Raw genomic sequence first — 8,399 nt, forward strand, 5'->3', positions numbered from 1 at the left:
AGAATCTCGCCCGGAATCGTTGGGGCGTCGTTGAAACATCAGCACGCGAGATTCTTCGCTGCGCTCAGAATGACGTTCCTTCACTAATCACTAACCACTAACCACTAACCGCTAATCACTAATCACTAACTGCTACTTCACCAGCACATCCGTTCTGCGCAGCTCGTTGCCATTTACTCTAAACAGGTGGAAAGTGCTGGTGGCGGGGTTGTAGGTGAGGTCGACGCGGGGCGTGGTGCTGTCGAAGGGCTTGCCACCGACCAGGCGGAAGCGGGCGTCGTAGAGGTAGGCCTTGCCGGGGCCGGTTTCGGTGAGCACGTACACCTGCCGGTCGGGGCCGAAGTTGAAATACTGCACCGAGCGCGGGGCCGTGGTCAGGAACGACTGGCTGAGCAGGGCTTTGCCCTCGGGGTTGAAGAGCGTGAGCCGGCCGCCTTCTTCGCGGCTCACCACGTAGCTGTCCTGCTTCTGGTCGGCCACCAGGCGGAAGCGCGAGTCGCGGCTCCAGGTGGCCACCCGGCGGCGGGCCACCACATCGCCGCTCAAATTAAAGCTCACCCGCTCGCCGTGCTGGTTTACCACCGTCAGGCGGGTGCGGCGCAGGGTGGGGCCGGTTTCGACGAAGGCCGCGCTGGCCAGCCGGGCGCCCACGCTCAGCGGGAAGCCCGGGTAGGCCCCGCCGGCCTGGTCGAAGGCGTACACGTAGCCGTTTTCGAGCAGCACCAGCACCACGTCGCGCCCGTCTACGGTCAGGTACTGCGGCGGGGCGGCCAGCCGGAACTCCAGCTGCTTGGGCTGCCAGCCGGCATAGATGTGGCCCTGGGTGTCGTAGAGAAACAGGTTGCTGCCGCCGCCGGCCACCAGCAGTCGGCGCGGCCCGCCCTCGCGCGTGGCCGGCGACACGCTCAGGGCGGTGGCCCGCACCGTATCGGGCAGGTTGAGCGGGAAGTTGGGCTGCAGCTGGCCACGGTTGTTGTACTGAAAGAGCTGGCGAGGCGTAGCCAGCAGAAAGCCCGTGGCCCCCGGCAGCCGCACGGTAGGCCCCACCAGCGGCCCGGGCAGCGAGTCGGACCAAGCCACCACGTTTTCGGGCGTTACGTAGTGCAGCACGTGCGCCGTATCCTGCACCAGCACGCCCGGCAGCTTGGCTCCCGCCACCATTACGGCTTCGGGCGAGCTGCGCAGCGGCGTCTTGAAATCGAGCACGGCGCCCGTACCGTCGGCGTTCTGAGGCCGGGCTTCGGCGGGCCCTTCGGCGGGGTGGCGCAGAATGAACTGGGTGAAATACTGCGCTCCGGCCTCCTGCTCGTTGTCGGCGGGCACCCAGTTCAGGGCTACCTGTGGGAAGCGCTTGAACAGCGTTTCGTTGCGTAGCAGGCCGGCCCGGCGCTGCTCCTGCAGGCCCCGCAGCAGCAGGTTCCAGCAGTTGCGCGTATCGAGCAACACCCGCAGGCGGGCCAGCGGCGGGGTGTCCTGCAAAAAGGCCACCTGGGTAGGCGAGCGGCTCCAGGTGTCGCCCGCGCTTACATCGGCCAGGTACTGGCGCAGGGCCGCCTCATCATCGCCAAACACCACGTAGCTGCCCACCTGCGCCACCACCGGCCGCGGCCCGAAACCCGTGAACAGGTCGCCCAATAGCTGCTGGGGCAACTCAGCCACGCCGGTCTGGTAGAGCTGGTAGCCGCCCACCTTGCCAAACGACGGGCTGGCCCCCACGGCCCGCCGCAGCTGGCCCAGCAGCGCCGTTACACGGGCCGGACTGGCGGTATAGACCAGCGCCAGCTTGCCGGGCCGCAGCCGCGCCGAGTTCGTGCTCAGGTAGCACAGCGCCACCTCGCGGCTCAACTGGGCGCGCAGGCTGTCGAGCAGTGGCGGCGCGGCCGGGGCCAGCGAATCGGGGGCGGCCGGGGGGCGGGGCCCGCGCAGTGCCGCCACCGACCCCAGGCCCAGATGCACGACCAGCGCCGCCCGCAGCGGCAGCACTTCGGCCATGCGCAGGCGCTGGGCGGGTTGGCCCACCAGGCGCTGGTGCAGGCTGCCGCGGGCCACTTCGGGATTGGCAAAGCCCCGAAAAACCACCTTGTTGCCGGCCAGCCGCATCTCGGTCAGCTCGTTGCGGGCCAGGCTGGCCACGGCCGCTATTTCGGGCGTTAGCTCGGTGCGGAACAATACGCCCAGCAGCTGGGGTAGCCGCCGCTGATTGAGCAGCAGCGTAGCATCCACGTCGCGGAGCCGGAAGTAGTCGATGCTCTGAAACTCGGCGGCCACGGTGGGCGCCTCGGGGCGGGCCAGGCGGCGCACCACGGCTTCCACCAGCTTAGGGTTGCTACTGAAAACGAGGTGGTTGCGGTAGTTGAGCAGCGTCAGGCCGGCACTTTCCTCGCCTTCGGGCGGCTCGCGGCGGCGCACGTCAGTCAGCACCTGGCCCTCGTAGTCGCGGGTGCTCACCTGAAAATCGGGGGCCCGGCCCAGGCTTTCGAGTAGCCCGCGCACCTGCCGGTACTCGCGCACGCTGGCGATGGGCACCTGAAACAGCAAACCGAACTGCTGGGGCCCCGTTACGTGCACCGAGGTGAGCACCCGTTTGCGCCCCAGAAAGCTCAGCAACACGTCGCGCCCCCCCACCAAGCTGTCTACCAGCACCAGGTTTTCCTCTACCTGCTGGAAGTAGCGCACGGCCGTCAGGTTGTCCCAGACCTGGGTTTCCTTGAGGTGGCGCACCAGCGTGGGGTGGTCGCGGGTCATGGTCACCAGCACGGCATCGTCGGGCACCAGGGCCCAGGGGTCGACGGGCACGCTGGCCATGGTACGCCGGTAGTACACGTAGGAGCCCAGTGCCGTAAGCAGCAGCAGCAGAGTAAGCCAGACGAGTACGCGGTTCGACATGCAGCGGGAAAGCGGGCCGTGAAAGGGACGGGATGAGCAAAAATAGGCAATCGGGGCGGAGCGGGTGGGTTGGGCTCAAAACGTCATTCAGAGCGCGGCGCAGAATCTTGCGTGCTGATGTTGGAGGACTATTACAAAGTCAGCACGCGAGATTCTGCGCCGCGCTCTGAATGACTTGCTTTATTCTTCTACCCTCATTCACCGCCCATGCCCTATCTTCCGGCCCCATTCCCTCTTTTCTTTACCAGATGTCCGAAAAAGAAGGCCATTTCCAGCGGGCCATTACGCTGTTTGATGCCGTAATGATTGTCTCCGGCAGCATGATTGGCTCCGGTATTTTTATTGTGTCGGCCGATATCAGCCGCAAAGTAGGCTCGACGGGCTGGCTGCTGGTCGTGTGGCTGCTGACGGGCGTGATTACGCTGGCCGGGGCCGTGAGCTACGGCGAGCTGTCGTCGATGTTCCCGAAGGTGGGCGGCCAGTACGTGTACCTGCGGGAGGCTTATAATAAGCTAGTGGCCTTTTTGTACGGCTGGACGCTGTTTCTGGTGATTCAGACCGGCGTAATTGCGGCCGTGGCCGTGGCGTTTGCCCGGTTTACCGGCGTACTGTTTCCCAGGATTTCGGAAACCAACGTGCTGTTCGAAGTCAAGAATATGCTGTGGCTGGGCTCGTTTAAATTCAGCATGGTGCAGCTGGTAGCCATTGTTATGCTGGTGTTTCTCACCTACATCAACTCGCGCGGGGTGCGGGCCGGCAAATGGATTTCCAACGTGTTTGGCAGCACCAAACTCGTGGCGTTGGGCCTGCTCATTCTGTCGGGCCTTTTTCTGGGCATCAAGCAGGAAGCGCTGAGCCAGAACTTCCAGAACGTGTGGCAGGCTGTGAGCTTTGATGCCGCCGGCCAGGGCACGCCCCTCACGGTGGCCGCCCTCGTTACGGCCATCGGCCTGGCCATGACGGGCTCCCTGTTCAGCTCCGACGCCTGGAACAACATCGGCTTCGCGGGCGATGAAATTGTAAAGCCCGAGCGCACCATTGTGCTCAGCATGGCCCTGGGCACCGGCATCGTAACGGGCCTGTACCTGCTCATAAACGTGGTGTACCTGCTGGTGCTGCCGCTGCACGGCGACCCCGCCGCCACCGATGTGCTGGGCCGCGGCATCCAGTACGCCACCGACGACCGCGTGGGCACGGCCGCCGCCGAAAGCATTATAGGCCCGGCCGGCGCTTACGTGATGGCCGTGCTGATTATGATCAGCACCTTCAGCGCCAACAACAGCATTCTGCTTTCGGGCGGGCGGGCCTACTACGCCATGGCCCAGGACGGCGTATTTTTCCGGGGCATGGCCCGCCTGAACAAGGCCGGCGTACCGGGCGTGGCGTTGTGGGGGCAGTGCGCCTGGGCCTGTTTGCTGTGCCTGTCGGGTTCGTACGGCGAGTTGCTCAACTACGTGATGTTCTCGGTGATTCTGTTCTACGTCATCACCATTATTGGCATTTTCGTGCTGCGCCGCAGCCGCCCCGACGCCCCCCGCCCCTACCGCGCCTGGGGCTACCCGGTGGTGCCGCTGCTCTACATCGTGCTGGCCTCCACGTTCTGCTTCATCCTGCTCACCGACCCCGACAATTCCAAGTTTGCCCAGCGCGGTCTGCTACTCGTGGCCCTGGGCGTGCCGGTGTACTACCTGTTCCGCAGCCGGTTCAAGAAGCAAGCCGACTAGCGGTAAGTCAAAAGTAAAAGCCGTTGAACGCCAGCCTAAGGGCCCGTTCAACGGCTTTTACTTTTGACTTTTTCTCTTTGACTTACTTTCTACCGCCGGCGGCGCTTGCCGTTTTCCGTGGGCACCAGCGTTACGTTCTGGGTTTTGGTGTTGCGCGAGCGGAGCAGTTGGTCCTCGTAGCCGCCGTAGCCGTAGAGTAGCGTGTTGTCGGCGCCGGCGGGTACTTCGAGCGAGTAGTTGCCGCTGGCATCGGTGCTGGTGGCGGCCTTCGAGCCTTTGAGCAGAATGGTGGCGCCAGCCAGCGGACGACCGTTCTCATCGAGTACCCGGCCATTCATTTTCAGGGTGGTAGGAGCCAGTTCGGCCGGCTCGGCCACCACTACGGGGGCGGCCGGCACAACCGGGGCCAGCGCTACTTCATCCGCCTCATCAGCGGCAGCGACGGCAGCGGCTTCGTTGCGGGCGGCAACCGTTCGGGGGGCCTTCGGGGCCGGTTTAGCCGCATCATCAGACGTAGCGGCGGCAGTAGCGGAGGCCGAGGTGGCAGCAGCTTCCGGCGCCGGTTCGTCGGTTGGGCGCGTGGCCGTTATGGAGGCTTCCCCCAGCTCCATTGTGGGCGTGGGCAGTTCGGGCGTGCTGTTGGGCTGCGTTATGGAGGCTGGCAGCAGCAGGTAACCTACCAGCACAAAGGCCACAATGCCCCCGGCAATCATGGCCAGCCGGCTGTTTCCCGATGATAATTCCTCTTCGTACTGGAGCGTATCGGGCGAAAAATCCTCGTTTTCGGGGGTGATTTCAGGTGTGGTGGGAGTAGAAGAGTCCATAGACGCAGCTTGATAAAAGCAAAAAAGGATGTTGCCATAGCTACCGGACTCCGACAATGGCTTCTGCATTATCTTCATCCGACACTATCGGCTCCTAAAGATATAGTATTACTGTTGTCTTTTTCAACTATTCTTCCGGTTTAAAAAGCACTTTTGCCCGAAGAAACGGTGCTTCTGGTCCATTATTCGCAATTTCCTCCTGAACCAGCGGGGCCGGTAAAAGCCAGGGCCCCGGAGGACGTCTGGTCTTCCCCAACCGAGCCCAACGACACGATTAAAGATAGCCAAACGTCCTCCGGGGCCCCGGCTTTTGCCGACCCCGCTACACCTCAGAAACTGTTGGAGTTACCAGGAAACGACGTAGCGTTGAGAAATAACTCAAATAGCCGTTTAGTCCTGGGCCGGCTTGGCGGGGCCGCTGGGGGCATCTTCGCCAAATTTCTGCTCCTGGCTGCGAATGGCGTTGCCCATCTCGTAGCTGCCTTCCACATCGAAGCCGGGGCCGGTGTTGGGCTGAGCCGTGTCGGAGTGGTCGTTGCCACCCTGGGGCACGCCTTCGCTACCCCGGATAGTCAGGTTTTCGAGCTGGTCCTTCTGGTCGGCGCGCTGGGTGTAGCCGCCGGCACCCACGTTGCGCTGGGCCGAGGGGTCGGAGGCGTCTTTGCCATTGCTGAGCAGCTCGTCGTACTCTTTTTTCTGCTGGAGCTGTTCGTTGTCAGGAATGGCGCTTTGCTGGGCGTTTACTACTTCGTCGTTGCCGGTGAGGCCGGTGTTGTTCTGGTTGGAATCAGCCATGGAGAAAGAATTCTAAAAGTGGTGAAGGAAGATGGTGGCAGTACGCGGGGCCAGTGGCCGGGGTTAGGGCCGGGAGCAGAGCGGTTTGGTGGCCAAGCCGATTTAACTCAACTTTAAAATACCTTGCAGCTGTAAGTAAGTCCGGCGGCCCGCGTCTATCGGGCATATAACCAGCCAGCCCTGGTTTCGTTTTCTTTTGATTGACGCTATGCACCTCGTATTTATCGGCAACGGCATTACCGGCGTAACGGCGGCCCTCACGGCGCGCCGGCTGCAGCCCGAGGCCCGCATCACGCTGGTGTCGGCCGAAAGCGCCCACCACTTTTCGCGGCCCGCCCTGATGTACGTGTACCTGGGCGATATGCGCTACCAGGATATCAAGCCCTACGAAGACTGGTTCTGGACCGAAAACCGCCTGGAGCTGGTACACGCCACCGCCACCGGCCTCGATACCACCGCCAACACCGTGCAGCTCGACGATGGCACCACCCTGCGCTACGACAAGCTGCTGCTGGCCACCGGCTCGCGGGGCCGGCGCGGCACCTGGCCGGGCTCGGAGCTGGGCGGGGTGCAGACCTTCGTCACGCTGCCCGACCTGGAGCTGATGACCCGCGACACCCGCCAGGGCGTGCAACAAGCTGTAATTGTGGGCGGTGGCCTGATTGGGGTGGAACTGGCCGAAATGCTGGCCGCCAAAGGCGTAGCCGTCACCATGCTCATCCGCGACGCCCGCTACTGGGGCGCGGTGCTACCCCCCGAAGAGGCCGCTTTGGTGCAGCGCCAGCTCGACGCCCACCACATCGTGTGCCGCTACGAAACCGAGCTGCAGGAAATTCTGGCCGACGAAAGCGGCCGGGTGCGGGCCGTGCGTACCAAAACCGGCGAGGAGCTACCCTGCCAGTGGCTGGGCCTGGCCATCGGCGTCGAGCCCAACCTGGACTTAGCGAAGGTGGGCGGGCTGGAAACCGACAAGGGCGTGCTCGTGGACCAGCACCTGCAAACCAGCGCGCCCCATGTGTACGCGGCCGGCGACTGTGCCCAGCTGCGGGCATTTGCGGAGGGTGAGGTAGCCGTGGAGCAGCTCTGGTACACTGGCCGCCAGCAGGGCGAAACCGTGGCCTATACCCTCTGCAACGCCGATGCGCCCCGCTCCTACCAGCGCGGGCAGTGGTTCAACTCGGCCAAGTTTTTCGACCTCGAATACCAGACCTACGGCCGCGTACCCGCCGAACTGGCCGTGGGCGAGCATAGCTTCTGCTGGCAGCACCCGACTCGTGAGGCGCTGTTGCGCATCAACTTCCGGCCCGGTTCGCTGGCCGTAACGGGCCTGAACGTGCTGGGCCTGCGCCAGCGCCACGACACCTGGGCCGCCTGGCTGCAGGCCGGCACGCCCGTTACCGAGGTACTGGCCAACCTGGGCGCGGCCAACTTCGACCCCGAGTTTTTCCGGCAGTACGAAGCCGCTATTGTAACGTACTTCAACCAGCAGTTTCCGCAACACGCGGTGCAGCTGCGCCGCCGCAAGGGCCTGTTCAGCCGTTAGCCGGAGTTTTCGGCGGCATAGGCCACAACTCTCCGGCACTTTCCTCTAGTATCTTTTTCGCATGGATTTCAGCAAACTCTACCATCCCAGCGCCCTCAACAGCTTCCAGTACATTGCCGTGGTGGGCGCCATCATGAGCGGCGGCGCGCAGCTTATCATCCACCTGCTCGACTACCCCCGCCCCGAAGGCTACCTCTACCTCTACTGGTGCTGGCTGGGCCTGTACATTTTCGGCTCCTTGCTCAACCTGTTCGGCAAACCGCCCGAAGGCCACCATCACCATCATTAGGGCTTAGGGCTTAGGGCTTAGAGCCTGTTATGGACTGGTGGCCCGGAAAACGCCTTTTGCCAGCAGGAGCGTGACAAAGGCCAGGAAGTGAAATTGCTGCATGGTCAGGGCCAGGCGTTCGTAGTCACGAGCCAAGCGTCGGAAGCGGGCGGCCCAGCCGAAGCTGCGTTCGACGACCCAGCGGCGGGGCAGCAGCACAAAGCCGGTTTGGCCTTCGGGCTTGGCAATAACCTGTAAGTCAATATCGTGCACGGCGGCAGCATACGCGGCGTTTTCGCCCGTGTAGCCCTGGTCGACATAGGCCACCTGCACTTTTTGGCCCGTGACCTGCTGCACCC

General features: G+C 63.5%; 7 protein-coding genes. 3 read left to right on the top strand and 4 right to left on the bottom strand.

The window, feature by feature from the left end:
* Positions 1 to 132: 132 nt before the first annotated feature.
* Positions 133 to 2,886 carry a hypothetical protein gene (locus tag BLW21_RS02450; RefSeq protein WP_092737517.1) on the bottom strand — a complete coding sequence of 918 codons (2,754 nt, stop codon included), beginning with the start codon at positions 2,884 to 2,886 and terminating at the stop codon, positions 133 to 135.
* 248 nt (positions 2,887 to 3,134) lie between these two features.
* On the opposite strand from BLW21_RS02450, the gene BLW21_RS02455 reads away from it, so the two are divergent.
* Positions 3,135 to 4,610, top strand: coding sequence for an APC family permease (locus tag BLW21_RS02455; RefSeq protein WP_092737519.1), 1,476 nt, complete (start codon positions 3,135 to 3,137; stop codon positions 4,608 to 4,610).
* A gap of 89 nt (positions 4,611 to 4,699) precedes the next feature.
* On the opposite strand, the gene BLW21_RS02460 is transcribed toward BLW21_RS02455, so the two are convergent.
* Entirely contained in the window at positions 4,700 to 5,434 is a 735-nt protein-coding gene (locus BLW21_RS02460; RefSeq protein WP_175470826.1) for a carboxypeptidase-like regulatory domain-containing protein, read from the bottom strand.
* 390 nt (positions 5,435 to 5,824) lie between these two features.
* A complete protein-coding gene (locus tag BLW21_RS02465; protein WP_092737524.1) occupies positions 5,825 to 6,229 on the bottom strand; it encodes a hypothetical protein in 405 nt (134 codons plus the stop codon).
* A gap of 208 nt (positions 6,230 to 6,437) precedes the next feature.
* Between BLW21_RS02465 and BLW21_RS02470 the strand changes: the two genes are divergently transcribed.
* Both BLW21_RS02470 and BLW21_RS02475 read left to right on the top strand, forming a co-directional pair.
* Positions 6,438 to 7,772 carry an NAD(P)/FAD-dependent oxidoreductase gene (locus tag BLW21_RS02470; RefSeq protein WP_092737526.1) on the top strand — a complete coding sequence of 445 codons (1,335 nt, stop codon included), beginning with the start codon at positions 6,438 to 6,440 and terminating at the stop codon, positions 7,770 to 7,772.
* 61 nt (positions 7,773 to 7,833) lie between these two features.
* Positions 7,834 to 8,061 (top strand): hypothetical protein, encoded by a 228-nt coding sequence (locus BLW21_RS02475; protein WP_092737528.1) that lies wholly within the window; start codon positions 7,834 to 7,836, stop codon positions 8,059 to 8,061.
* A gap of 27 nt (positions 8,062 to 8,088) precedes the next feature.
* On the opposite strand, the gene BLW21_RS02480 is transcribed toward BLW21_RS02475, so the two are convergent.
* Positions 8,089 to 8,399: transposase (locus BLW21_RS02480; RefSeq protein WP_175470827.1), on the bottom strand; the 311-nt coding region annotated here is incomplete at its 5' end.

This window comes from Hymenobacter psychrophilus, assembly GCF_900107135.1.
Lineage (GTDB): Bacteria > Bacteroidota > Bacteroidia > Cytophagales > Hymenobacteraceae > Hymenobacter > Hymenobacter psychrophilus.